General features: G+C 65.5%; 22 protein-coding genes and 1 pseudogene. 10 read left to right on the forward strand and 13 right to left on the reverse strand.

Annotated features, from left to right (window positions below; genetic code table 11):
- Window positions 1-130: 130 nt before the first annotated feature.
- Complete coding sequence (locus CIW48_RS30575) at window positions 131-1,027, reverse strand: AraC family transcriptional regulator (RefSeq protein WP_149314156.1); 897 nt, start codon at window positions 1,025-1,027, stop codon at window positions 131-133.
- 133 nt (window positions 1,028-1,160) lie between these two features.
- Here CIW48_RS30575 and CIW48_RS30580 point away from each other — a divergent pair, with 133 nt between their 5' ends.
- Complete coding sequence (locus CIW48_RS30580) at window positions 1,161-1,916, forward strand: SDR family oxidoreductase (RefSeq protein WP_149314157.1); 756 nt, start codon at window positions 1,161-1,163, stop codon at window positions 1,914-1,916.
- Window positions 1,917-1,975: 59 nt separating this feature from the next.
- Complete coding sequence (locus CIW48_RS30585; RefSeq protein WP_149314158.1) at window positions 1,976-2,404, forward strand: tautomerase family protein; 429 nt, start codon at window positions 1,976-1,978, stop codon at window positions 2,402-2,404.
- A gap of 447 nt (window positions 2,405-2,851) precedes the next feature.
- On the opposite strand, the gene CIW48_RS30590 is transcribed toward CIW48_RS30585, so the two are convergent.
- Genes CIW48_RS30590 through CIW48_RS30600 form a run of 3 tightly spaced genes read right to left on the reverse strand, consistent with a single transcriptional unit; the run spans window position 2,852 to window position 4,679 of the window.
- A complete protein-coding gene (locus tag CIW48_RS30590) occupies window positions 2,852-3,253 on the reverse strand; it encodes a nuclear transport factor 2 family protein (protein WP_149314159.1) in 402 nt (133 codons plus the stop codon).
- A 33-nt stretch (window positions 3,254-3,286) separates the two neighbouring features.
- On the reverse strand, window positions 3,287-3,889 hold the full coding sequence (locus CIW48_RS30595) for an NAD(P)-binding domain-containing protein (RefSeq protein WP_149314160.1): 603 nt from the start codon (window positions 3,887-3,889) through the stop codon (window positions 3,287-3,289).
- A 31-nt stretch (window positions 3,890-3,920) separates the two neighbouring features.
- On the reverse strand, window positions 3,921-4,679 hold the full coding sequence (locus CIW48_RS30600) for an SDR family oxidoreductase (protein ID WP_149314161.1): 759 nt from the start codon (window positions 4,677-4,679) through the stop codon (window positions 3,921-3,923).
- 108 nt (window positions 4,680-4,787) lie between these two features.
- Here CIW48_RS30600 and CIW48_RS30605 point away from each other — a divergent pair, with 108 nt between their 5' ends.
- Window positions 4,788-5,717 carry a LysR family transcriptional regulator gene (locus CIW48_RS30605; RefSeq protein ID WP_149314162.1) on the forward strand — a complete coding sequence of 310 codons (930 nt, stop codon included), beginning with the start codon at window positions 4,788-4,790 and terminating at the stop codon, window positions 5,715-5,717.
- 390 nt (window positions 5,718-6,107) lie between these two features.
- On the opposite strand, the gene CIW48_RS30610 is transcribed toward CIW48_RS30605, so the two are convergent.
- From CIW48_RS30610 to CIW48_RS30620, 3 genes are all read right to left on the reverse strand, one after another.
- A complete protein-coding gene (locus tag CIW48_RS30610; protein ID WP_246695495.1) occupies window positions 6,108-8,660 on the reverse strand; it encodes a TonB-dependent siderophore receptor in 2,553 nt (850 codons plus the stop codon).
- 124 nt (window positions 8,661-8,784) lie between these two features.
- The gene (locus CIW48_RS30615) at window positions 8,785-9,798 is read right to left on the reverse strand and encodes a DUF4880 domain-containing protein (RefSeq protein ID WP_149314163.1); all 1,014 of its coding nucleotides are present in this window, start codon (window positions 9,796-9,798) and stop codon (window positions 8,785-8,787) included.
- A gap of 90 nt (window positions 9,799-9,888) precedes the next feature.
- Entirely contained in the window at window positions 9,889-10,434 is a 546-nt protein-coding gene (locus CIW48_RS30620) for a sigma-70 family RNA polymerase sigma factor (protein ID WP_149314164.1), read from the reverse strand.
- 1,127 nt (window positions 10,435-11,561) lie between these two features.
- Here CIW48_RS30620 and CIW48_RS30625 point away from each other — a divergent pair.
- Window positions 11,562-13,217, forward strand: coding sequence for a porin (locus CIW48_RS30625; protein ID WP_149314165.1), 1,656 nt, complete (start codon window positions 11,562-11,564; stop codon window positions 13,215-13,217).
- Window positions 13,218-14,241: 1,024 nt separating this feature from the next.
- Here the strand turns inward: CIW48_RS30625 and CIW48_RS34365 are convergent.
- The 3 genes from CIW48_RS34365 to CIW48_RS30645 form a co-directional block, all read right to left on the reverse strand.
- The gene (locus CIW48_RS34365) at window positions 14,242-14,580 is read right to left on the reverse strand and encodes a DUF2059 domain-containing protein (protein WP_246695496.1); all 339 of its coding nucleotides are present in this window, start codon (window positions 14,578-14,580) and stop codon (window positions 14,242-14,244) included.
- Window positions 14,581-14,897: 317 nt separating this feature from the next.
- On the reverse strand, window positions 14,898-15,113 hold the full coding sequence (locus CIW48_RS30640; protein WP_348645151.1) for a hypothetical protein: 216 nt from the start codon (window positions 15,111-15,113) through the stop codon (window positions 14,898-14,900).
- Window positions 15,114-15,587: 474 nt separating this feature from the next.
- Window positions 15,588-16,445: a porin family protein gene (locus CIW48_RS30645; RefSeq protein ID WP_149314167.1), complete on the reverse strand. Its 858-nt coding sequence runs from the start codon at window positions 16,443-16,445 to the stop codon at window positions 15,588-15,590.
- Between the two features lie 255 nt (window positions 16,446-16,700).
- Here CIW48_RS30645 and CIW48_RS30650 point away from each other — a divergent pair.
- Both CIW48_RS30650 and CIW48_RS33740 read left to right on the forward strand, forming a co-directional pair.
- Window positions 16,701-17,375: pseudogene (locus CIW48_RS30650) on the forward strand (IS630 family transposase); the annotation flags it as partial.
- A gap of 232 nt (window positions 17,376-17,607) precedes the next feature.
- A complete protein-coding gene (locus tag CIW48_RS33740) occupies window positions 17,608-17,865 on the forward strand; it encodes a hypothetical protein (RefSeq protein ID WP_149314168.1) in 258 nt (85 codons plus the stop codon).
- 45 nt (window positions 17,866-17,910) lie between these two features.
- On the opposite strand, the gene CIW48_RS30660 is transcribed toward CIW48_RS33740, so the two are convergent.
- Window positions 17,911-18,369 (reverse strand): MucR family transcriptional regulator, encoded by a 459-nt coding sequence (locus CIW48_RS30660; protein WP_149314169.1) that lies wholly within the window; start codon window positions 18,367-18,369, stop codon window positions 17,911-17,913.
- Between the two features lie 578 nt (window positions 18,370-18,947).
- On the opposite strand from CIW48_RS30660, the gene CIW48_RS30665 reads away from it, so the two are divergent.
- The 3 genes from CIW48_RS30665 to CIW48_RS30675 all read left to right on the forward strand — a co-directional run bounded on the left by CIW48_RS30665 (window position 18,948) and on the right by CIW48_RS30675 (window position 20,472).
- Window positions 18,948-19,091 (forward strand): hypothetical protein, encoded by a 144-nt coding sequence (locus tag CIW48_RS30665; RefSeq protein ID WP_246695497.1) that lies wholly within the window; start codon window positions 18,948-18,950, stop codon window positions 19,089-19,091.
- A 569-nt stretch (window positions 19,092-19,660) separates the two neighbouring features.
- The gene (locus CIW48_RS30670; RefSeq protein ID WP_149314170.1) at window positions 19,661-19,891 is read left to right on the forward strand and encodes a hypothetical protein; all 231 of its coding nucleotides are present in this window, start codon (window positions 19,661-19,663) and stop codon (window positions 19,889-19,891) included.
- A 383-nt stretch (window positions 19,892-20,274) separates the two neighbouring features.
- Complete coding sequence (locus CIW48_RS30675; RefSeq protein WP_149314171.1) at window positions 20,275-20,472, forward strand: hypothetical protein; 198 nt, start codon at window positions 20,275-20,277, stop codon at window positions 20,470-20,472.
- Between the two features lie 149 nt (window positions 20,473-20,621).
- Here CIW48_RS30675 and CIW48_RS30680 read toward each other — a convergent pair whose 3' ends face one another.
- Complete coding sequence (locus CIW48_RS30680) at window positions 20,622-20,993, reverse strand: antibiotic biosynthesis monooxygenase family protein (RefSeq protein ID WP_149314172.1); 372 nt, start codon at window positions 20,991-20,993, stop codon at window positions 20,622-20,624.
- 87 nt (window positions 20,994-21,080) lie between these two features.
- On the opposite strand from CIW48_RS30680, the gene CIW48_RS30685 reads away from it, so the two are divergent.
- The gene (locus CIW48_RS30685) at window positions 21,081-21,557 is read left to right on the forward strand and encodes a MarR family winged helix-turn-helix transcriptional regulator (protein WP_149314173.1); all 477 of its coding nucleotides are present in this window, start codon (window positions 21,081-21,083) and stop codon (window positions 21,555-21,557) included.
- 174 nt (window positions 21,558-21,731) lie between these two features.
- Here CIW48_RS30685 and CIW48_RS30690 read toward each other — a convergent pair whose 3' ends face one another.
- Complete coding sequence (locus CIW48_RS30690; RefSeq protein WP_149314174.1) at window positions 21,732-22,337, reverse strand: DUF2239 family protein; 606 nt, start codon at window positions 22,335-22,337, stop codon at window positions 21,732-21,734.
- Window positions 22,338-22,393 lie beyond the last annotated feature (56 nt).

Below are 22,393 nucleotides of genomic sequence, written 5' to 3' on the forward strand. Positions count from 1 at the left end.
CAAAGGGTCGATCCAAACGGTGGAGCGCCTATTCTCGCAAAATTGGGGCGGCACCCCAGCACAAAGCCGATTCTCGGCGTTTTGACACGGCCTGGACCCTCAGCAGGCATTGGCAGCGTCCGCTTATAAGCTATGCAGCTGAACCAATTTGTACTCGCGCTTGACGAATTTCGCGCGCTGGCGATTGACCAAACATTCGCCCATACTCACGGGTGAACTGCGGCACGCTCTCGTAACCCACCGCATAGGCGGCGCGGCCTGCGCCGAACCCTTCCGCCAGCATCAGCCGCCGGGCCTCGATCAAGCGTAGCTGCTTCTGGAACTGGATCGGCGAGAGCGAGGTCACGCCCCGGAAGTGCAGGTGGAAAGACGACGGGCTCATACCGGCCACCGCCGCCAGACGCTCGATGGACAGCGGGTGGGCGTATTCCGCCCGCAGCACGGCCACCGCGTGGGCGATGTGCTCGGCATGGCCGCCTGGCCAGCCCAGCACACGCATGGCCGCTCCGTGCCGGCCCAGAAGCAGCCAGTAGTGCAACTCCCGCACGAGCTGCGCCTGTAGCATGGCGATGGATGCGGGACGATCGAGCAAGCGTATGAGGCGCAAGGCCGTGTCGGCCGCTTCCGTATCCGTAGGATCGACGGCGACGGAATGGACCGGCCCCGGTGGCGGGGTTCCGTCCATCTGCGTCAGCAGCTCGGCCAGCACGGCGGTATCGAGTTCGAGCACCAGCGAAAGGTAAGGCCGCTCCGCACTGGCTTCGGTGATCTGACTGACCGTTGGCATGTCTGCCGTGATCAGCAGCGAGGCTCCCCCGCTGAACGTGAACGCTTGGTTGCCCGTCGTGACGTGCTTACTGCCTTGCAGGACGATGCAGACCAACGGCCGGTTAATCGCGTGAACCAGGCCGCTCGGGGCGGCAGCCCGTACCAGGGTCAAACCGGGGATGGCGGTCGCAGTCAGACCGCCAGCGCCCGGATAGCTGCTGGTGTAGCGGTCAACAGCCTCGCGCAGGGGCTCGCTCATGCGGCCATGCTAGCGGCAGCGTCGCTGACGGGCAAAGGCTCCAAGAGAATTAGGCAAGAGAACGCGAGGTTTCGGCAACGACGGTCGGCCACCCTGGCCCCATCATGGTCGGGCAACAAGGGAGTACCCGTCCATGAGCAGAATCGCTCTCGTAACCGGCGGCAGCCGGGGCCTCGGCCGCAACACCGCCGTCAGCATCGCCCGCCACGGCAGCGACGTGATCCTGACCTACCGCACCAACAAAGAGCAGGCACAGGCCGTCGTCGCCGAGATCGAGGCGCTGGGTCGCACGGCGGTCGCCTTGCAGCTGGACACCGGCACGGTTGCGACGTTCCCAGCCTTCGTGGGGGCGCTGCGCGGCAGCCTGACGCAGACCTTCGGCCGCGACACCCTCGATCACCTGGTCAACAACGCCGGGCACGGCGAGATGGCCGACTTCGCTGCCACCACCGAGGCGCAGTTCGACCAGCTGTTCAACGTCCACGTGAAGGGCGTGTTCTTCCTGACCCAGGCCCTGTTGCCGGTGCTGGCCGATGGCGGGCGCATCATCAACTTCTCGTCCGGCCTGACGCGCGTATCGTTCCCCGGGTTTTCGGCCTACTCGGCGGCCAAGGGCGCGGTGGAGGTCTTGACCGTCTACCTCGCCAAGGAGCTGGGCGCGCGCGGCATCATCGCCAACACGGTCGCCCCCGGCGCGATCGAGACTGACTTCCTGGGCGGCGCGGTGCGGGACATCCCAGACTACAACAAGGCGTTTGCAGGCATGACGGCGCTGGGTCGCGTCGGCCGGCCCGACGACATCGGCCCAATGGTGGCCAGCCTGCTCGGCCCGGACAATGGCTGGGTCACCGGTCAGCGCATCGAGGTCTCGGGCGGCCAGACCATCTGAGCCGCGACGATGGGTGCCACACGGCGGAACCCGCATTCTTTCACAAGGGACGCCGCTCCATGCCCAAGCTCATCATCCATTCGCCGGCTGGCACCTTCGACGCCGCCGATCGGCAGCGGGTCGCAGGCGCTTTAATGGCGCTGGGGCTCGATTGCGAGGCGCTGCCAGACTCGCCATTGGTGCGGAGCACCGTATGGACGTATTTCGCCGAGTACGCGGCCGATGCCGTGTTCATGGGTGACGCCCCTGTCCGGCTGCCGGTGGTCACGCTTCAGATCTACGTTCTGGCCGGTGGACTGGATGCGGCCGGCAAGCGCAGGCTCATCGAGGAAGCGACCGCGATCCTCGATCGTCGCCCGGAGGGAACGTCGGTCGCGCCGGTCTACGTCGTCATCCAAGAGGTCGCCGCGGAGAACTGGGGTATCTTCGGCAACCCAGGTGATCTCGCTGCCCTACGTGCAAGTGCCCCAGATGCGCAAGCAATCTGAAGAGCATAGGTGAAGTCTGTCGTCCGTGGCGTGTGCGGACGTCCACCCTGCTGACCTCCCTCAAGTGGTATAGCTACCGTATGAGACCCGATGCGAACGTCTGTTAACGGCCATCGACCGGACTACCCTTATCCACCCGGAGCTGAAGTTGCCGGACGGCCGACGAATGACTGCTTTCGGGAACGTCTGACGGCGATCTGATCGACCGTGTTGGATCGATAGGGGGCCGGCCGCTTATCCGGTCAATCATCTTCGATGCGGCCGTTTCGCTTTCGGTGAGATACAGCCGGTCAGGTCAGCAGGTGACCGAGGCGTTTCATGCCACCCATGCAAACGCCCGTCGGCTACAAAGCCAAGGCGGGCAGGTCCGACGCATCGGAAATGAGAGGCCTGCCGGCGCGCGCGGGGGCCTCAACGGAGTTGCCGTCAACTTCCGCGCCGGCAGTCTCAGGCTTCCAGCGGGTTTAGCAGCACCCAGAGGCGCGCGATCCTGCCGTGGGCAAATTCCGCGACGTCCGACCCCGTGACCGTGACCGGGCCACCATCGGCACCCGCCTGCCACCGCAGGTAGCCCAAGCCGTGATGGCCGACGGCATTCCCAACCGGCGTAAACCGGAACGTCGGACCGAACCGGTCCAGCAAGGCCCCGGCGACCGCCGAGATGGCTTCGCGTCCCTGCACGATGTCGGTCGGCTCGTACATCACCGGCGCCTCGACGAAGAGCTCGGCGAGCGCCGCGGCGCGCCGTTCCGCGTCGCGCTCGTTGAAGACGCGCTCCAAGTTGGCGCGCAGGAGCCGGTCATAATCAGGTTCCGCCGCTTTCGGGGCAGTGGGTGTGGTGTCCGACATGGGTTGCCTCCTTGGGATGGCCGGTTCGGGTGTTCAGCCGAACTTGACGAGGTCGTGCGTGGGCAGAGGGCCGCCCGGGAACTGGACTAGGCGGCCACCGACGGCGAGCGTACCCAGGTCGATGCCGAAGAAGCCGAGCCGGTCGATCAGCGCCCCGACCTCCGCCTTCGCCTGCGCGTCGTCGCCCGCGTAGAACAGCACGCGGCGGCCACCGCGGTCGGCGGGATCGCCGGAGACCAGGTCCGGCCGCAGGTGGTTGAATGCCTTCACGACCCGGGCTCCCAGGACCAGGCCCGCGAGAACCTCGCTCGATGAGCGGGCGCCCAGGTCGAACGGCTTGAATAGCGGCGCCTCGATGGGGTTGTTGGCGTCGACGACGATGCGGCCGCCGAAGTCAGGCAGGCCGGCGAGGGCGGTCTCCAGCTTCGACCAGTTCACGGCGACGAAGACGATGTCCTTCGAGGCGGCCTCCTCGCGAGTGCCTGCCGTGATGCTCGGTCCCAGTGCGGCGACGGTCTCCGCGAGGCTGTCAGGCCCGCGGCTGTTCGCGAGCGTGGCGCTAATGGCGTGGCGGGCGAGCGCCGTCGCGATGGCGCGGCCGATCTGGCCGGCGCCGATGATGCCGATGGAGGTCATGGCTCTATCTCTTTCGGTATGGGATCAAGGATCAGGCGGACTGGCCGCCGTCGACGTTCAGCGTGGCCCCGGTGACGTACCCGGCGTCCGGCCCGGCCAGGAACGCGACCGCTGCCGCGATGTCCTCCGGCTGGCCGTAGCGGCCGAGCGCGGCAAGGTTCTTGAGGCTCTCGGCGAAGGGTCCGTCCTGCGGGTTCATGTCGGTGTTGATCGCGCCGGGCTGGACCACGTTGACCGTGATGTTGCGGGGCCCGAGGTCGCGGGCCCAACCGCGGGTGTAGGCCGCAACCGCCGCCTTCGTGGCGACGTAGTCGGCGGCGCCGGCGAACGGGATGTGGACCGCGCCGGTGGTGCCTATGGACACGATGCGGCCGCCGTCCGTCAGCAGCGGCACGGCGGCCCGGACCGCCGCGGCGACGCCCTTGACGTTGACGTCGAACTGCCGGTCGAACGCGGCATGGTCGGGCCCGGGGTCGCCGACCATGCCGGTGACGAACACCCCCGCGGAGTTGACCAGGATGTCGAGGCGGCCGAGCGCGGCATGAGCCTTCTTCACCAGGGCCGCGACCTCGCCGGCGTCGGCTTGGTCCGCCCTGATGGCGACCGCCCGCCGGCCGAGGGCCTCGACCTCGCGGACGTTGTCCTCGGCCTGCTCGCGCGAGGCGGCGTAGCTGAAGGCGACGTCTGCGCCGTCGCGGGCGAGGCGTCGGACGATGGCCGCCCCGATGCCGCGGGATCCGCCGGTCACGAGCGCCGCCTTGCCGGCGAGAGGGTGGGATTCTTGGGTCATGTTATCGCCCCATCGCGTGTTTGATGAGATGAGGATGGCCCGGGAACTCCTCCTGGTTTAGCCTTGAATGGCTTTTAATTCTTTCAACGGATCGTTGAAGGTGGTGGCATGGAGACCTTGGCCAACCTCGAAGCCTTCGTGCGCAGCGCCGAGTGCGGCAGCTTCTCCGAGGCCGCCCGGCGGCTGTCGCTGACGCCGGCCGCGGTCAGCCGCAACGTGGCCATGCTGGAGCGGAACCTCGGGGTGCGGCTGTTCCACCGCTCGACCCGCAAGCTTACCCTGACCGAGGCCGGGGAGGGCTTTCGCCAAGCGGTCGCGGGGAACCTGGAGGGGTTGCAAGCCGCGATTGCCGGCGTCTTCGCGGACGGTGGCGAACCGGTCGGGACGCTCAAGGTCAGCCTGCCGCCGACCTTTGGGATGAGCCACGTCTTGCCGCTCCTGCCGGGCTTCCTGGCCCGCTATCCGCGCATCAGGCCGGAATGGCACTTCGAGAACCGCCAGGTCGACTTAGTCGCCGAGGGCTACGACGCCGCCATCGGCGGCGGCTTCGCACTGTCCCCCGGCATCGTGGCCCGCATCCTGGCACCCGCCCACATCATCGCTGTGGCGTCCCCGGCCTACATGCGGGGCCGGGTGCCGCCCTCCGACCCGGAAGGGCTCCAGGCGTTCGACGGCATCGTCATGCGGTCGCTCCAGACCGGCCGCATCCGGCACTGGACCATGCACGAAGCGGCCGGACGCGAGGAGAGCGCAGTCCTACCGGAGAGCGTCGTCGTCAACGATCCCAGTGCCATGCGCGAAGCGGCGCTGCTGGGCCTCGGCGTCACGCTCGTTGCGGTACCCGACGTGCGTCACGACCTGGACCGCGGCGACCTCGTGCGCCTGCTCCCGCGTTGGTACGCCGATGCCGGTGCGATCTCCCTCTACTTCGCCTCGCGCGCTCATCTGCCGGCGAAGACGCGGGCCTTCGTCGACTGGGTGGTCGAGGCGTTTAAGACCGAGCGTCTGGCCGAGCGGTTCGCAGGAAGCCTGGGGTGAATTTTCTGGTCACCAGCAAATCAGATGAATGCCAGGAAGCGGCGCTCGCAGTCAGCGATGAGTCGATCCCGCCGTCGGATTGAACCCTAAGTCGTGTCCTCTTCCGGGCAACCCTCGTGGCCCTTTGAATGACTGGGTTGGGTCGCAAGCGGGATGGCCGCTTGGGGTGGTTTTCGGCCCGTCCGCTTCCGATGGACGGATGCCTTGAACCAGACATAGCCTCGAGGACCGTTCGTGACCAAATACGATCCGCCCACCTCACTCCGACCTTTGACGAAACGGGCGAAGGTTTGCGACCTCAGATCCCGCATCATCTTGTGTGATCAGGGTCGCCAACTGCGCTGAGCACCTCGTCCTTCCGAAATTAACAGCGCCGAATTTCTTCGGTCGTTACCAGCGATAGCGCAGCGTCGCGAGGATCGTCTGCCTGTTTCCGTAGAAGCAGCCGGTCGCAGCAATACACGTCGTGACGTAAGTTTTGTCGAAGAGGTTCGTCGCGTTGATCGCAAGATCGACGCCCTTCAGTTCGGGATAGCGATACCCAAAATCATAGCGGACAGCCGCATCGACGAGCGTGACCGCAGGTGTTCGGTAGAGGTTGGCGTTGTCGCCGACCGAGATGCCGACGTAGCGCACGCCCGCGCCCAGGCCGAGGCCGGCCCAGTCCCCCGTTCGGATCGTGTAGTCGAGCCAGACCGAGGCCTGTTGGCGTGGAACGAAGGGCAGTTCGTTCCCAACGATGCTGGCCCCTGCCGCGTTGGCGTTGGCCTTGGTGAACCGGCTGTTCATGGCAGCGTAGGAGGCGATCACGTCGAGGCTGTCGGTGAGGTTGGCCTTCGCCTCTAGTTCCAGCCCGCGGACCCTTGCTTCGCCAGCCTGGGTGTTGAACCGGAAGTCGAGGGCGTCCGGCGTCAGCACGTTCTGCTGCCTTAGATCGAACACCGCACCGGTCAGCAAGAGGTTCGTACCTGTCGGCTGCACTTTGATACCGCCCTCGATTTGGTCACCGGTGGTCGGAGCGAAGGGCGCGCCGAGCCGGTTGGTGCCGGAGGTCGGCTGGAACGACGTCGCGTAGCTCACGTAAGGGGCCAAGCCGCCCTCGAAGAGGTAGCTCAGGCCAACGCGGCCGGTGAAGGCGGCATCGTCCTGCTTCACCTGCGCCAGCGCGCCGGTCGAGACCGTCCGGGTCCGAGTAATGGCTTCGGCCCAGTCCTGGCGCCCGCTCAGCGTAAGACTGAAGCCGCCGAAGCGGATCTCGTCCTGTGCGTACAGACCGGTCTGATTGCGCCCTTGTGTGATCCGCGTGCCGATCGGCGGCCGGGTGACGCTCCCGGCATAGACCGGAGCGAAGATGTCGATCGAGGGGACGATCCGCAGGTTGGACTCGTCATAGCGTGCATCCTCACGCAGATAATCCGCGCCGAACAGGAGCGTGTGGGCGAAAGGCCCCGTACGAAAGCGCGCTTCCAGCTGGTTGTCGACGTTGAAGAGGTTCGAGCGTTCCGGGAAAGCCCAAGCATAACGGGACAGCGTCCGATCATCAGTCGCGAGCCCGATCGCCTGGACGCGCTGGGTGTCGGCTTCTACATGCGCAAATCGCAGGTTCTGGCGCACAGTCCAGACATCATCGAAGCGATGCTCGAGGGCGTAGCCGATGAAGCTTTGATCGAGCTTGAACCGGTCGTAATTCGGCTCGCCGATGAACAGTCTTGTGGGAATGCGCCCTCGTGGGTTCGTGTACAGGGTGCCGAGGGTCGGGAGGCCTTGGGGCGCTCCGCCGCCGGGCGAGTCAATGTGTAAGTACTGCGACAGGATTGTGAAGGACGTGTCGGCATCCGGTCGGAACGTGACGCTCGGTGCGATGAAGACCCGGTCTTCTTCCAGGTAATCCACTTGGGTTCCAGTGCTCCGAGTGAGCCCTGTCAGACGGTACAGGATACGGCCGTCGGGATCGACGGGACCGGACAGGTCGAAGGCAGCCTGAGCACGTCCGAAGCTGCCAGTCTGGAGTTGGATCTCGTGCAAAGGCACTGCGCTCGGACGTTTGCTGACGAGGTTGAGAAGGCCACCCGGCGAGTTCTGCCCGTAGAGTCCCGATGAAGGGCCCTTCAGCAGCTCGATGCGCTCCAGGCCGTACGACTCGACGAGTGGCTGCGAGTAGCCCCGTGCGCCGAACGGCAAGCGCAGGCCATCAAGGTAGCGTCCGGGTACAAAGCCGCGGACGTAGAGCCAATCGTAGCGCAGGTCCGTGCCGTACTGCGTCAGCACGCCCGGCGTGTAGAGCAGCGCTTGGCGCACGTTCTGCGCCTGCCGGTCCTCGATTTCCTTCCGGCCAACCACGTTGATGGCCTGCGGCGTTTCCAGGATCGACGTGCCGGTCTTCGTCGCCGTCGCGCTGCGTCTGGCGACGTAGCCATTGACTGGCCCGAGGGCTGTATCGGTAGTTACCTCCAAGGCGTCGAGGGTGACGGTGCCGTCTTGGAGACTATCGATGTCGGCCTGGGCGACGAGGCCGACGATGGTAGCCGAGCGCTTGGCCGTGAAGTGCGGCACCAAGCCGGTGCCCGCAAGCAGTTGCCGCAGGCCTTCTATACGGTTGTAGCGTCCGGTGAGCGGTGTCGCGCGCAGGCGGCGGCTGGCGTTGCTGTCGTAGATCAGCTGCACGCCGCTGACGGCTCCATAAGACGCCAGAGCCTCGTCGAGAGGCTGCTCGGCAATCAGGAAGTCGAGGGACTCGTCCATATCAGGATTGGGCGATGCCACGCGGACGAGCCGCGCCTCGACCTTCACCCCGGTCAGGTCCGCGGGGGCGATGGCCGCCGAAGTCTGCGTCGGTAGGGCCATCACGAGCGCCGCGACCCCACTCAATCCCGTCACCATCCGATAGCCGTCTCCCGTCCGATGCCGCCCACGTCCTTCCGCCATCGTCGTGCCCCACGTCATCTTGCGGCTTGTCTCCGCTGCCCGACGGGTCGTGATCGCCCGTCTGACTCATCAGACGCGCGCCGGGTGGCGAGCCCGCAAAAAAACTTCGTGCTCTTTCTCGGCCCACCCGATTGGGCGGCACTCAGCGCAGGACGACGAGACGGTCGCCGAACCTGACCTCCGATAGGGCGAGGGCGGTGCGGATGCTGCCGAGAGCTTCCTCTGGTCGCGCGAGGTGGAACACGCCCGTCACCCGCCGGGCGGCCGTGGCCGAACTGGCGACGACGATCCGGCCCGGCCGGTACCGGTTGAGATCGTCCACGACCTGCGACAGGGGCGTATCGCGGAAGACGAGCAGGCCCCGCCTCCAAGCGGCCGTGGCGGCGACGTCGATGGCGTGGGGGCCGCGCGCATCCGGTCCGATCCCGACCTCCTGTCCGGCCGCGAGGCGCGTCGCAGGAACGCCCGGTGCGGGAACGACGGTGACTCGGCCGGACAGGCAGGCCACGTCGGCATCCTGGCCGCCGACCCAGCCGGACAGGCCTCGGCGAGGCTTGCATCGAACGACGACCTCCGCCGGCTCGCTCGGCTCGGTGATGAGGCGCGCCTCGCCCACGACTACGGTGAGGGAAGCACGGGTGGCTGGAACGGTGAAGGCCGCCGAGCCGGCATGCAGAACGATGTCCTGCCGCATGTCGTCGAGGTGAGCGTCCAGGGCAGACTCGGCATCCAACTCGATGAGGATGCCGCCCGGCAGGGTCGCCGTCCGGATTTCGCCTGTACCCGTTCGGTATGCGGCACGCAGGGTCGGCAACTGCAACACAAGTGTCGCGCCCGCGGCTGCGATGGAGGCCGTCGCGACCCCGCCGGCGGCCACTCGGCCGAGCATGCGCCGCCGGGTCATCCCGCGCGGCGCCTCCCGGGCAACTGCCGGCCCGGACGTGGCCGCGAGGGCGTCGCCCGTCCGCCGCCAAAGTCCGGCGGCAGCCCGGAATGCGGCGTCGTGCTCGGGCGTGGAGCGCCAAGCGGCGAGGGCCTTGGCGTCGTCCTGCGTCGCCGTTCCGGAGGTCAGGCGGACGACCCAGGCGTGCGCCTGCCGCCGGACGCTGTCGTCGTCGCCGTTTGTAGCCCTATCCTGTCGGTTCGGCTCAATCATTCTTCTCTCGCCGGTCGGCGGATGCGTTTCGCGCCATCACACGGAAAGAGCATCCTGCAGCAAGACGTTTCGATGCACGGCATCCCGCAATCAATCGGGGATCCGGCTTGGCCGGAGACGGTCCGCACAATGATCGAGTGCCATCCTGACCTCGGCCTCCACCGTTCGAAGTGATACGCCGAGGCGCGCGGCGATGGATGCGTGGCTTAAGCCTTCGATCCGGCTGAGGCGGAAGGCCTCTGCGCGCCGGGGCGGGAGTTCGCGCAGGGCTGCACCGAGCCTCTGCAGGTCGAGCCGACCCAGTGCCTGCCGGTCCGGGCCCGGTCCCTCGTCGGCGACAGCCAGAAGATCGTCGATCTCGACGGGCATGAGCAGCCGGGACTGGCGCATCTGCGCCCTGTTGTGATCCACGGCCAGGTTCGCCGCGATCTGAAACAGGAAGGCGCGCTCGTTGTTGAAAACGATTTGTCCTTGCTCGGACCGCGCCACTCGGATGAAGGCCTCATGCATCAGGTCGGACGCTTCGTGTCGACCGACCTTCCGGCTCAGAAACCGCAGCAAGGCCTCGCAATGGCTGCGATAGAGACTCGCCAATCGGCTCGCAGTCCCATCATGGGCGGGATCGACGGCAGGCATTGACCTCTGCCTGTGAGAGACGGCTGGGGTGGCTTGGTTATGCCGTGGCGTATAGCGGCGGCGGGCCGTGATGCAAGAACATAAAAGTCACGTCCAAGATACAATGCGCTAGTTTTTAATTGTTCCATTTCGCACGATTGTCGTCCTTTTATATTTCTCCAGGCGATAAGCGATGTTGCTCGATGCGGCAATGCGATCTCGTGCGCAAATGCGCCGATGATCTTCTTGCGGCTAGGTTTAGGAGAGAACTGCAGGACAGCTGGGCAAAGGGGTGGATCTCCGGTTGCGGCCGTGGCGATAAAGGTTGCATCCCACCCTTGGTCGCAGTTGCCGGACAGCTGACGAATGTCCGCTTACGGGAAACGCCAATGGCGCTCCGGGCGACCAAGTTGGGTCGCTACCGGAATGGCTGCTCGGGGTGGTTTTCCGCTGCTCCGCTTTCAGGCGGCAAAGGCATGTGAGCGGACAGCCTGCGCTCCGATGTCGGACTTCTTCCAGCGGGCACGAACACTGACACAGTTCACCGAGAGAGAACCGTTGGCTTCGTCCTGCTCGGTCGGTCTCTAGGATCCTCGCCGTTCCGGAACGTTCGAGGTGCCATCGACCCGCGTCTCGCATCCGGTCCTGTCGCGACTCACCGTGACAGATGGGTGTCAACGAGGGGTCACTGCGGCCGGACCCGGTCGATGTGGCGAGGCGCGATATGTCTCGCCGATCATCCAAATTCAGACCGCTTATGTTTCCAGACAGAAACACTCGCAGCCGTGCGACCCCATCCAGATATGGATTTGTACGTTCCTTTACGGAAGCATCAAGTATCTCATAAGAAATGGATTTTTCAGCTATTTCTCTGCTCGCAGCCGATCGAGCTAGCGCGCACACCTCCAGTGGAGCCGGCAAACCTAGTGTTGCGTAAATGGCGCGGGCGCAAAGAGTGATATGTTTCGGGATTAAATGGCATTGCTGTCCGAAACCTTTCCGGCATGATCCGGCAGCAGCAGGCCTCCTCGAGGTGAGAGCCTGCCGGAGCCGGCCACCAAGACGCGGGCCCAACCAACAAAATGAACAGGCGTAATCCGGGAAACGGACGTCGCCACGAGATGGGTCTCGAAGTTTTGGGGATATCGATGAGGTTCTTGAAAAGCTCGCTGCTTAGCTCGGCCACCGCATTCGCGGCGGTGGGCGCAGCCCACGCTGCCGACCTGCCGGTCAAGAAGGCAGTTCCGATCGAATACGTTCGCGTTTGCGGAGCCTACGGCGCCGGCTTCTTCTACATTCCTGGCACCGACACCTGCCTGCGTCTCTCCGGCCGCGCCCGGTTCGAGGGCGGCTACATGACCAGTTACTCGCGCCAGAATGGCTCGAACGTCGGCGACACGTCGGGCTACCAGGGTCGGATGCGCATCAACCTCGATGCCCGCACCCAGACCGCCTACGGCACGCTGCGCGCCTTCGTGCGCCTCGATGCCGGCGCCCGCACCGGCTATTCCGGCGTTGGCCAGTCCGGCACCCAGCAGCGCATCGGCCAGGCCTTCCCGGGCCTCGGCATCGACAGCTTCGGCCGTGACTCGCAGTTCGTGAACGTCGACAAGGCGTTCATCCAGTTCGCCGGCATGACCGCCGGTCGCGCCTCCTCGTTCTTCGACTTCTACGCCCACGATTTCGAGTTCGCCGGCGCCACCGCGGGTTCGGACGTCGCCTCGACCAACCTGCTCGCCTACACGGCGACGTTGGGCAACGGCCTGTCCGCCACGATCTCGGCCGAAGACCCGGTCTTCCGCCGCAGCCCGATCTTCTCGCAGACCAACAATCCGGCGGGCATCACGAATAACTCGAACATCCAGAACTTCGCCCAAACGAACGCGCCGGCCGAGGTGTTCATCGGATACACCAACGGCGTGCCGACCCGGTACAGCTTCGTCGACGTGATCCAGCGCTCGCGCATCCCGGACGTTGTCGGCGTGCTGCGCCTCGATCAGGCCTGGGGCTCGGCTCAGGTCTCGGCTGCGATGCACGAGCTGAACGTCGGCAACGTCGCCAACGGCGCGGGCACCGGCACGGGTTCGAACATCAGCATCCCGCACACGAACAACTCCTACGGTTGGGCGGTGCAGGGCGGCCTGAAGATCAACACGCCGTTCATCGCCCCGGGCGACGCCCTCTACCTGCAGGGTGCCTACGGCTCCGGCTCGCAGCTCTACACCGGCTACTCTCAGTTCAGTGGTTCCTACGCGCAGAACCCGACGACGATCCAGGGTCAGAAGTTCGCGCAGTATTTCAACGATGCGACGGTGAACCCGTTCACGGGTCAGATGGAGCAGTCCACCAGCTTCACGGTCGTCGCCTCCTACCTGCACTACTGGTCGCCGGAATGGCGTTCGGCCTTCTTCGGGTCGTACGGTGAGATGGACTACCGCACTGGCGCCCGTCTGGCTCAGGGCGCGGCCTTCGCACTGGCCAACCCGGGCGGAACAAATTCCTTCGGCGTGAACGCCGTGGGCGCGCCAGGCACCCGGTTCTTCCAGCTCAGCGAGGCGCTGCGCGACACCTACCAGTTCGTGGCGGGTGGCAGCATCATCTGGTCGCCGGTCAAGGATCTCGATATCGGTGTCGAGGGCTTCTACACCCAGATCGGCGTCAAGAATGGCCGCGTAATCGACCGCGACAAGACCCCGACCGCCTACGCGAACGTCGCCGGCATCAACAACGGCACCTTCGTGCCGCGCACCACGACGGCGGACAGCGTCTCCACCTTCCGCTTCCGCGTCCAGCGCGACTTCTAATCCCAGATCGAGACCGGTTGTTCTCCAAAGCTTCCTGGTCTTGATGTCCCCGTGCAACGGGACCCTACTAAGCCCGGCCTAGCGGCCGGGCTTTTTTCGTTTCCTCAATCCAGGCCTCAAGAGCCGATCAGACTGCGATGGGAGCATCTTATTTGATCTGAGAACACGCCGGGCCCAACCGGCCAGCAATCCAGCTTTTTGCCGACATGCCAGCATCAGTGTTTGCGGTCGCCTGCGGGACCTCGGAGAGAGCCGTTCGACCGCCACCGACTGCCGTGGCTCTCCAGGTGGTGATATCGTCGGTAAATGCCCTTATGCCGATCCTAACCGACCGTCAGCGGATCGAACTCGCAGTTCCCGCCTACCTTCTCTACGCGCTCACGGGGGCACCGAATGTGTTCATTCCGCCCGACTCGGATCCGGCCGCCAGGGCTGAGGCGGATATCGCCGAGTTGCGTGGCAATCTATGGACAGCCTGCCTAGAGCCGTTTGCAGACCTGACGCCGGCCAAGAGCCAGGCGCTCATACGTCGCCTCGAGCGGGTCAAACGGTAGACGACCACCGACTGGCACGAACGCCCGGCGCTCGGCCTCATGCTGATGCTCTGGTGCCTTCTCAAGGATCTGACCGACTGCGAAGTTCTGATCCTGTGGGAGGGGCCGGCGATGGACCGGGCGATGCAGAAGCTGCTGCCGATGTGCAAGCATGGATTTGACAAGCAAGAGAACGACGTTGCGGCTCAGAACCAAGTCCGCGCATTGCTCAGTCGTCTCCGGACTGAGGGGCTGCACCACCTGTGGACAGCGAAAAGCGCCCCTAAGCCGTCAAGGTTCAGGAGCGAGCGTGACGTCCTCTCTTGCGATCCGGCTTTGCTATGTTCGCCAGCCCTCACGTCTTCGTCCTGCATCATCGCGATCGCCGCGCCGTGCTCTTCTCCTCAGCCCTGTTCCTGACAGGCGCGCTACCGCTGTTGTGGGCCATCAGCTGACCGTTCAGGCTTACCGCAATGCCGAGGCGTCCCTGCTTAGCGCGGCTTAGCCTGCCCATTTGGCGACCATCCGTGGGCTTGGATGGCCTTAGTCAGCTTGCCCTGCATCTCGGGCATCACGGACTGCATCCATTGCTGCATGCCCGCGAGTTGTATCTGAGCAAGTTGCGGCTGGGCTGCGGCGAGGCGCTTCCCGGCGGGCGTTGCGTAGAAGGCCGCGATGGCCTGCAACTCGTCCTTGTTCAGTACGGTGGCGAAACCGCGCGCCTGAATGTCGAGCAACTCGTCGTAGTGCGCTGTCAGCGTCGGCATGACGACTTCCTGCACAAGCACCTGCGCCTTGTCGGGCTCCTTGATCCCGATCTGCTGCATCATGCCGACCATTGGGGGCCGCCATTGAGCCGAGCGTCGCGGTGCGGTCGCCCTGCATCTGCGCGACGGTCTCCCGGGCGACCTTCAGCAGCATCGGATCCGGCGCCGTCGTGGGCGCAGGCGTCGGAGCCGGTTGTGCCCGTGCCGCTGCGAGCGACACGGAGGTCAGGCACAAACCGATGACAAGTGCAGAGACGCGCATGGAGACCTCGTTCATGAGGGCCGCGCGATCCAGAAGGCCGCGCGGCCGGTCCGGGTTGCTATCACAGCCTTGAACAGGATCGATGACAGCCCAGGATCGCCCGGCGACCGGGCGGCTCTCAGACCTGTCCAGGCTGGCAGCCGTAGGGCGGTACGGCGCGGGGGAACCGCTCTCTGATGCGCTGGCAGCCCCACGAGCGGAGCGGCTCCGGCAGGCGGCGGTTCACCTCGATCCCGATCTCGTCGTAGGGCGTGTCGCCGGCTGTGACGTAGCTGTACCAACGCCAGCCGATCGTACCCGCGCCAGCCAAGGCGATGCCCAAAGCGACAGTCACGGCTAACGCTACCCGCGATTGCGGTTGTCGCGCTTCGCTCCCCATCTCAGATGCCCTCACGACGTTGACTTGACGGCGCGCCCCAAGCCGACACAGACCGATACGGTTGCATCCGCCCTAGTCGCCGCTGGCGCGATCCCGTTGTTCTGGGCGGGAGGCTTACCCTTCAGCGGACCGAGGATCCACCTCGGACACCCATTAGGGCATTGGGGATCCAACTCGCGATAAAGTCGTGGTGCCGTCAGGGCGAGACGTAGCTGGCTCGCCCCGGACCGGATCCCCAAACAAGAAACACCCCAGGAGCTTGCGCTCCCAGGGTGTCGCCGACCTCGCGGCCAGTTTGATCGGGCTGGGGATGCGAAGGTCAGCCGGGCGGCTGCTCTCCGGCGGCGGAAGGCAACGGGGAGGACCAACTACCCCTTGCCCACCGCCGCTGCTCCCGGGACAGACAACCGGGAGCAACGCGACCGGATCTTAGTACGAGCCGAACTTGTAGTTCAGGCCGGCGCGGACGACGGCGAACTGGTCGTCGCGGCGGCCGACGCCGCTGTAGACGACCGGGAAGTTGGTCGCGCTGTTGATGACGAACGCGCCCTGGTTGCGGGTGCCGCGGTCGAGATTGACGTACAGGCCTTCGACCTTGAGCGTCACGGCCGAGGAGCGGAAGAAGTTCAGGAACGAGTCGGTGGGCAGGGCGTACTCGATGCCGCCGCCGGCGGCCCAGCCGGTGCGGAAGCTGTCGTTGCCGGCAAAGCCGCCGAAGGAGCGGTCGGCGCTGCCCGAGCCGTAGGCGAAGCCGCCGGTGCCGTACACGAGGGTGCGGTCGAAGGCGTAGCCGAGGCGGCCGCGGACGGTACCGAAGTAGTCGAGGCTGGAGAGGCCGCGCGGGTCGGTGACGTAGTAGCCGGGCACCAGGCCGCCGGCGACGAAGGCGTTGTTCCGGTTGCGGCCGAAGTCGAGGTACTGGGCGTCGGCCTCGACGCCGATCACGACGCCCGAGCCCGGGGTGATCTGCCAATTGTAGCCGATCTGGCCACCACCGGAGAAGCCGTCCTGGCTACGGTTGCGGAAGGTCACCGCGACCGGGGCCCCGCTGACGGTGTACCCACCCGCGCCACCCGGCACGATGAAGGTGTTGCCGGTGTTGCGGTCGCTGGCGTCGAAGGCGTAGCCGGCGTTGATACCGAAATAGGCGCCGGTCCAGGTGAAGACCGGGACGGGGGTGAAGACAGGCGGCGGAGCGGCGCGGCGCGGAAGGTCGGCAGCCGAGGCGGCGCCGGTGAGGGCGGTGAGGGCGGTGAGGGCGGCCAGTGAGGCCAGGAGCTTGGTCATGTGTAGGGTCCGGAAATTCGCTCTGGCAATATGACTACCGACCCTTGAACAAAATGGCTGTAGTTTTACAGACACACTGAGCGGAGACGAGGCGGGCCGCTATAGTGAATCACACGTTAACGCAGGTTAGATCACGGAACACGTCGCGATATACAGAGAAAGTCGGGGTGACATCTGATTGTCACGTTGGTTCCCCCTGCCGCAGCGTTCACTAGTGCAGTGACGCGGACGAAGGATTCACGGGCGGGATGAGGTGTGCGAGTCTGTGCGACGGCTCAGACTGTCTGCGTGCTTCCCGATGCAGCCGACGTGACCCGGCTCGCTGCGATCGCGCAGGATCGATCGCGCCCACTCAAACACATCCAGCGTGCCCGCATCGTCCTGCTCTCAGCCGCGCGTCTAAGCGTCCAAGATGTGGCCCGGCGGGCGGGCGTCAGCCGCCCGGCCGTGTGGCGCTGGCAGCGGCGCTACGCCGAAGGCGGGCGTCGAAGGTCTGCTGCGCGACAAGACGCGTCCACCCGGCACGCCACCCCACCGACCGAGACGCTGGCCGAGGTGCTGGCGCTGACCTGCTCAGAGCCGCCGGGCGAGGTCACCCACTGGACCGGCCGGGCCGTGGCCCGGGCGGTTGGGATCTCGTTGCGCGCCGTGCAGCGGATCTGGGACGCTCACCGCCTCCAACCGCATCGACTGCGCACGTTCAAGCGCTCGCGCGACCCCGCCTTCGCCGCGAAGGTCGAGAACGGGCACCCATCGAACCTGTTCGATGGGATCCCGGCGTCGTCGGCCTCTATATGGACCCACCCGCCCACGCGGTGGTGCTGTCCATCGACGAGAAGAGCCAGATCCAGGCGCTGGAGCGAACCCGTCCCGACCGGCCGCTCGCCCCCCGGCCATCCCGCCGCCCAGACCCACGACTATACCCGTCATGATGCGGCTCTGGTCTGCGATACAGGACAGCCAAGGCCGCCGACGCGTCCTCAGCGCAGCGCGCCTGGAAGCTGAGCGTTCCAGCGACAAGGCGTGCGCGTGAGCCATCTCAAGCCGAGGCACCGGTTCAAGGGGTTCCTGAGCCTTTCGGCGTACTCTGAACAACGGATGCGGCACAGCTTACTGTCACGCTACCGATGCTACCTCGAAACCTCGTCGGGGACATCACGCCATGCTTGCGGCCAAGCGCAACAACGTCCGCCCAGGGCGTCGCAAGCCCGCGTCCCAGCTGCCAGCGACATCCGTGCTTCGGCGAGGAGACTGGATCGTGCGCTGGATCGGCACCGCCAAGCGCCGAGCCGCGAAGCTCGCCGACAGGCCTGCGGTTGAAGCACCGAGCGCCCGCATTATTCAACTGAGCTGGGCCGACACCTTCGGCCGGCCGGTATGCACCGCGCCCACCGGAACAGTCGTGCGGTTGCCGCTCTGAGGCCAGTAGAGCGGCACCAACGGGCTGCTCGCGCCTAACCGTCGATTACTTCCCTGCCGCAGAGCTGCGCTGATTGGCGCGGCCACCCCGGACGCCGAGGCCAATAGCCTTCGCTAGCGCAGAGCGCTGCGCGGCGTAGCTCGGAGCGACCATCGGGTAATCCGACGGAAGGCCGTACCGCTCGCGATAGGTCATCGGGTCGAGCCCGTGGCTACTCAGGTGGCGCTTCAGTGTCTTGTAGGTCTTGCCGTCGATGAAGCTGACGATGCCGTCGTCCCGGACAGACTTGCGCATCTGGGCGGGAGTCGGCTTCTCAATCTCGCTCGCTGGGGCCGCAGCACCGGGATCGCCTCCAGCGCCCAGGCTGGAAACTGCTGCGTGCACTCTCGCGATCAGGGCCGGCAGCTCGGCCGGTGGGACGGGATTGTTCGAGACGTAGGCCGAAACGATCTCGGCAGCCAGCTCGGCGCGGTTGGGACCAACCTCTTGTGGTTCTTCGCTCAAGGCTCTCTTCCCTGTAGATCCCCTCAGTTGCTGGAATGAAATAGGAGCGCCATAAAGGCAAGTCTCCACTATTGATCGTTCGCAATCAATCGCGTTGCTCTGGCCCCTTCCGCGCAGCCGATCCTGCTTGCTACGACTTGACCCGCGTTAGTTCTTGTAGGGCGTGCTCAACTGCCTGTACGAGCCCGGGACTCACCAGAGCCAGATTATACGCCCTGCGTGCAGGTTGATCGCCACCCAGATCGCGACTGAAGATACGGCCGACGCCAGGACGAGCAGGAGCGGAGGGCGGGCTGTTGCTTTCCTCTTCAACCGCTTGAAAATGGCCCTGTCGATCAATTTTATAAATCCTGCATCAATGCCCCGCCTTGGCAGCAAGCGTTCCTCGCCATTACGCGACAAGCGAGATGGGATAAGGCGGCCTAATATCCATTCGGCGCCACTGTATGCAGGCATACTGTTGGCCAAGCCAGAGGTCATCTTGCCGGGTGAATACGTAATCTTAGCGAGTGGGGTGGCGATCCGAGCTGTTCGCGCTCCACCCCGAGCATGGCACGCTGCGGATAGAGTGCTCCGGGGTGATAATGATCACCGGCAGCCAGGCCCAGGCCGTCGAGCCGACGCGAGTGGTGTTCGAGCGCGGTTCGGCCTACCGGACCAAACAGGGGCAGATCTGGGGTATTCCGGTATGGGAGTTCGCCAAGAAGGGCGCGGGTCGGTGAGCAACCGCCTCTTCGCGCAGATCGGCAGCACGGGCTCGCTGCTGGGCTTCATGGTGCTGGTGACGATCCTGGCGGCGTGCGGGCTGACGGCACTGGTGCCGTAGTGGCTCGCAAGGGATCGCACGGGCTGCATGCCCAGAGGTTCTGCAAAAAGAACACCCGGCGCGAGGCGGGAGCGCTCTTCGACCCTGGTCGTTGCCCGGATGCTCACCGCTTCTGGACGCCTCTCTCTCGCGCCGCCCGCCGCTCGGCGCGTAGATCCTTCAGCAAGGCTTTGAAGTCGACGACCTCGGGCGCAGGGGGCGCCAGAGCACGCCTTCGGCTCCGCGTCCGATCAGGTGGACATCTCATCCGACGCTGGTCCGCCGCTGGCCCGCCGCTGGTCCGCCGCTGGTCCGCCGCTGGTCCGCCGCTTGCGACGGCTGACCCGGTTCCTCCCAGACCGCAACCTCCAGCCCCGCCGGCACCGCCGCGCGGGGCTTTTCGTGCGCTGTAACCAAGCGCTGGCGAACCGTTTTCTCTGATCTGGATTAGCCTGTCTGGGGGCCGGTCCGACCAGGGAGGCGTGAGTGTCACGCTACTTCATCAGCACGGCCAACGGGCACGAGGTTCAGGACGAGGAAGGCGTCGAGCTATCAAGCCGCGATGCTCTGCGCACTGTTCTGCGTCATACGCTGACGGCAATCCTCCACGATGAGGCCGAAGAGCGCCCGGGGGACGCCGTTACCGCACGCGCCTACGACGAGGATGGCCGGTTGGTCATGAGCGCGCGAGCCAGTTTCTCCGTTGCGGATCAGTAGACCCACGGCTCACACGCTGGCGAGATTAGATGCTCCCCGCCCCATGAGCAGATCGCGATGGGGCCGAGCGGACGGTTAGTGGACCGGCAACCCTTCGACCGAACCCCGCCGACATGCCGACATCCCGCCCGCCGCCGCCTCCTGGCGCGACCAGATCGAGCGCGCGTCCGAGTACGCCTCACCGTGTCGGTATCTCGCAGGCCCCTCGGTCAGATTGCGGTAGATCAACGTCATGCAGCACAAACGCTGTCATGAAGATCGACCAGTTGGATAGGGGAAGGCGCTAGTTACCCCATCACGATGCGTCTTGGGCCGATCCACGCAAGCCTCCGCACCCGCGAAGACCCGCGGTGGGCTGGCCGCTCAAAATATGCGGCGGCCTGATGGCCAACGGTAGCTCGGTCGTCGGCGGCAAGCGCGAACTGCACCTCGCCACGATCTACCCGCTGTCCATGGCGATCGCGCTGTTCGAGGCGGCCGGCCTGGAACGGCCGACGGACGAGGTCACCCTCCGGGACCGGGCTCGGATCGTGCGGAAGCGCGAGCTGCCGTCGCGGAATGCCACCGAATCGCCGTCGTGAAGCTCCTGGATCCACCGTCGAGCGCAATCGTAAGGGCCGCAAAGGGTGGAAACGAGAAGGTCAGGTTCCTGCGGGGTTCGCGAGAAAGCGGACTCTTCCTGTAATCGCTGTTTTTAAGGCGTGGGAGGGCTGCAGGGTAATTCTGCCGCTCATGCCACGCAGATCCCGGGGACCTCGAGCTTGCGGAAAAGGTGGGGGCTCACCGTCGCACTGTCCGGATAGGCGCCTAGCTGCGCCCTGAACTCAGGGTTTGCGAAGGCGTCGCGGAAGTGCGCGACGGACTGCCAGATCGCGTAGTTCAGGAAGGTGCCACTGCCCGCGGTGCCCCGATGAAGCTGGGTCGAGATGAAGCCCGGCTGGCGCTTCATGATCGCGGCGTCGCGGCTCCAGGCGTTCAGCAGTGCGTCGGCATCCTCGGGTTGGACGACGAATGTGTTGACCAGCACGACGGGACCGTCCGTGTCGTCGCGAAGCTGGTCGGCGAGCGTGACAGTGGTGTCCATTTCCAAAAACCTGGCCATGTCACTCTCCTTGCCTCAACAATGTCAATATGACATCATAATGTCATTATTGCCGATCGACACCATGGTGTCAACATGGATGCTCGCATGCCCAGCAGATCGCCTTCGGCCGAGACGCTGACCGATCTCGTCCTCACGCTCTTCCGGGTGAACAACGCAACCCTCGTCTGGGGCGACCGGTTGGTTCGGCCCTTCGGCCTAACCAGCGCCCGCTGGCAAATCATGGGCGCCATCGCCTACGCCGACCGACCGCAACCGGTGGCATGGCTCGCCCGCGACCTCGGGGCGAACCGGCAAAACGTCCAGCGCATCGTCAACGAACTTGAGCAGGAAGGCTTGCTGCGGTTTGAAAACAATCCGCACCACAAGCGGGCGCAACTGGTAGTGCTGACGGCGGCAGGGAAGCGTGCCTACGACGACGCGATCCGAGCCTGGGACCCGGCCGCCGACGATCTGGCGAGGGGCCTGTCCCCGGACGAGTTGGCGACAGCCCTTCGTGTCCTGAGCGTGTTGCGTAGCAGACTGGCGGCGAGCAATGCGGGCGAGGACGAAGCCGAGGCATGAGGCTCACCGAGCGTCCGCTTTCTGGATCGGAAGGAGGCAAGCGCAACGGCGAGGTTGGGTCGAATGCGGGAGGACCGGATTGGGTGGTTTCCGGAATGTCGGCTTCCGGACGCGGATCCTGAAAAGCTGACATTGCTCTAGGCGGACCTCAACCGTCCGGCGCACCTCGTTGGCTCAGGTGAGGGCTGCAAGCTTCAGTGCATAGTCTCGGATGTCCGGTGGCCATGCTGTCATGCGCCCTGCAAAGCCTTCGGCATCCCCGGCGAAAAGCGCCCGGATCACGTCCTCAAACCCAGGCAGATCCCCGGCCAGCGCTGAAAGGAAGCGGTACGCGGCCTCTCTCGCTGCCTTTATCCGGCTCTGCCCGCCGTCTGTCCGCCGCGCTTCGTCAACGAGGCGCCGCAATGCTTGCGATGCACCTCCTGGCTGAGATGCAAGCCACTCCCACTGACGGGGAAGCAGCGTCACCTCGCGGGCGACGACCCCGAGCTTCGGGCGACCACGGTTCCTTGGAGCACCATCGGGATCCGGTCGCCTCTCGACGGTGCTCGTGGCGTCTCCCGCATTCGTGAGTTTGACCAACCGTGCGGTGATGTCCGCCTCGGTTCCACGCAGATCGAGGTCGATGACGGCACCCGACCTGTCGTCGAAGGTCAAGATCGGATCGCCATCTTCCGCCGCCCGCGCTTTCGCGGCCAGAGCCACGTCGATCAAGCGACCGCTGGCGAGCCGCCGCAAACCCGCAAACGCGGTGAACGTCCTCATCGGGTCTTCCGGCATGGCACCTCCATCCTGATCGCCATAGCCGGGGTGAGCGCTCGCCGTCAATTTTACCC

The organism is Methylobacterium sp. P1-11 (assembly GCF_008329595.1).
GTDB lineage: Bacteria > Pseudomonadota > Alphaproteobacteria > Rhizobiales > Beijerinckiaceae > Methylobacterium.

Coding starts and splice junctions, on each gene's coding strand:
- CIW48_RS30620 (WP_149314164.1), bottom strand. CDS start 10,434: ATGCCTGCCGTCGATCCCGCCCATGATGGGACTGCGAGCCGATTGGCG.
- CIW48_RS30615 (WP_149314163.1), bottom strand. CDS start 9,798: ATGATTGAGCCGAACCGACAGGATAGGGCTACAAACGGCGACGACGAC.
- CIW48_RS34365 (WP_246695496.1), bottom strand. CDS start 14,580: ATGATGCAGCAGATCGGGATCAAGGAGCCCGACAAGGCGCAGGTGCTT.
- CIW48_RS30575 (WP_149314156.1), bottom strand. CDS start 1,027: ATGAGCGAGCCCCTGCGCGAGGCTGTTGACCGCTACACCAGCAGCTAT.
- CIW48_RS30610 (WP_246695495.1), bottom strand. CDS start 8,660: ATGACGTGGGGCACGACGATGGCGGAAGGACGTGGGCGGCATCGGACG.
- CIW48_RS30595 (WP_149314160.1), bottom strand. CDS start 3,889: ATGACCTCCATCGGCATCATCGGCGCCGGCCAGATCGGCCGCGCCATC.
- CIW48_RS33740 (WP_149314168.1), top strand. CDS start 17,608: ATGCTTGCGGCCAAGCGCAACAACGTCCGCCCAGGGCGTCGCAAGCCC.
- CIW48_RS30580 (WP_149314157.1), top strand. CDS start 1,161: ATGAGCAGAATCGCTCTCGTAACCGGCGGCAGCCGGGGCCTCGGCCGC.
- CIW48_RS30685 (WP_149314173.1), top strand. CDS start 21,081: ATGCCCAGCAGATCGCCTTCGGCCGAGACGCTGACCGATCTCGTCCTC.
- CIW48_RS30585 (WP_149314158.1), top strand. CDS start 1,976: ATGCCCAAGCTCATCATCCATTCGCCGGCTGGCACCTTCGACGCCGCC.
- CIW48_RS30690 (WP_149314174.1), bottom strand. CDS start 22,337: ATGCCGGAAGACCCGATGAGGACGTTCACCGCGTTTGCGGGTTTGCGG.
- CIW48_RS30680 (WP_149314172.1), bottom strand. CDS start 20,993: ATGGCCAGGTTTTTGGAAATGGACACCACTGTCACGCTCGCCGACCAG.
- CIW48_RS30645 (WP_149314167.1), bottom strand. CDS start 16,445: ATGACCAAGCTCCTGGCCTCACTGGCCGCCCTCACCGCCCTCACCGCC.
- CIW48_RS30605 (WP_149314162.1), top strand. CDS start 4,788: ATGGAGACCTTGGCCAACCTCGAAGCCTTCGTGCGCAGCGCCGAGTGC.
- CIW48_RS30625 (WP_149314165.1), top strand. CDS start 11,562: ATGAGGTTCTTGAAAAGCTCGCTGCTTAGCTCGGCCACCGCATTCGCG.
- CIW48_RS30590 (WP_149314159.1), bottom strand. CDS start 3,253: ATGTCGGACACCACACCCACTGCCCCGAAAGCGGCGGAACCTGATTAT.
- CIW48_RS30675 (WP_149314171.1), top strand. CDS start 20,275: ATGGCCAACGGTAGCTCGGTCGTCGGCGGCAAGCGCGAACTGCACCTC.
- CIW48_RS30600 (WP_149314161.1), bottom strand. CDS start 4,679: ATGACCCAAGAATCCCACCCTCTCGCCGGCAAGGCGGCGCTCGTGACC.